Origin of the sequence: Mesorhizobium sp. M7A.F.Ca.CA.003.01.2.1, from assembly GCF_003998945.1 — a bacterium.
GTDB classification, from domain to species: domain Bacteria; phylum Pseudomonadota; class Alphaproteobacteria; order Rhizobiales; family Rhizobiaceae; genus Mesorhizobium; species Mesorhizobium ciceri.
In genome coordinates, this window is record NZ_RZRA01001345.1 from 1 (window position 1) to 1,067 (window position 1,067).

1 protein-coding gene and 1 pseudogene are annotated in these 1,067 nt (G+C 62.6%); both read right to left on the minus strand.

Going from position 1 to position 1,067, the window contains the following annotated elements; all coding sequences use genetic code 11:
* Window positions 1-139, minus strand: a pseudogene (locus EN969_RS36445) (septation protein A); the annotation flags it as partial.
* 61 nt (window positions 140-200) lie between these two features.
* A partial coding sequence (gene ftsY, locus EN969_RS32550) for a signal recognition particle-docking protein FtsY (protein ID WP_127419809.1) occupies window positions 201-1,067 on the minus strand: 867 nt, incomplete at its 5' end.

Here is a 1,067-nt window from a genome sequence, read left to right on the forward strand (position 1 = left end):
GCCATCCGCTGCGCGCATTGGCGAAGAAGAACACCATCAACGGACCCAGCTCCAGCACCAGCTTGAGCAGCGGATTGACGCCTTCCTTCTTCTGCTTCTGCGGGTCCGACGGATCGCGTTCGAGAATGGGTGGGTTCATGGAATCTCTTTCTTGCGCATGATCTGATCCAAAAAGTCTGCACCTTTTTGGGACATGCTTGTTAAGCTACTCCAGCGATCGCCCTGGCGAATTCGCTTGCTGAGAAAGGTTCGAGGTCGTCGACCTGTTCGCCGACGCCGATGAAATAGACCGGCAATTTGTGCTTTGCCGCGATCGCCACCAGAATACCGCCGCGCGCCGTGCCGTCCAGCTTGGTCATCACCAGGCCGTTGACGCCGGCGACATTGCGGAAGATCTCGACCTGGTTGAGCGCGTTCTGGCCGGTGGTGGCGTCGACCGTCTGCAGCACGGTGTGCGGCGCTTCCGGATCGAGCTTGCCGAGCACGCGGACGATCTTTTCGAGCTCGGCCATCAGTTCGGTCTTGTTCTGCAGACGGCCGGCGGTGTCGATGATCAGCACGTCGGAGCCGGCCTCTTTCGCCCGCTCGAATGCATCATAGGCAAGGCCGGCGGCATCGGCGCCGAGCTTGGAGGCGATGACCGGCGATTTCGTCCGCTCGCCCCAGATCTTCAGCTGCTCGATGGCTGCCGCGCGGAACGTGTCGCCGGCGGCGAGCATGACCGACAGGCCGCCATCGGTCAGCTTGGCGGCGAGCTTGCCGATGGTGGTGGTCTTGCCGGTGCCGTTGACGCCAACCACCAGGATGACATGCGGCTTGTGCGAGAGGTCGAGCTCCAGCGGCATGGCGACATGGGTCAGCACTTTTTCCACCTCGGCCGCCATGATGGCGCGGACCTCGGTGTCGGAAACGTCCTTGCCGTAGCGGCTGGCGGCCAGCGCGTCGGTAACGCGCAAGGCGGTCTCCATGCCGAGATCGGCGCGGATCAGCACATCCTCCAGGTCCTGCAAAGTCTCTTCGTCCAGCTTGCGCTTGGTGAAGACGCCGGCAATGTTGCCGGTCAGTTC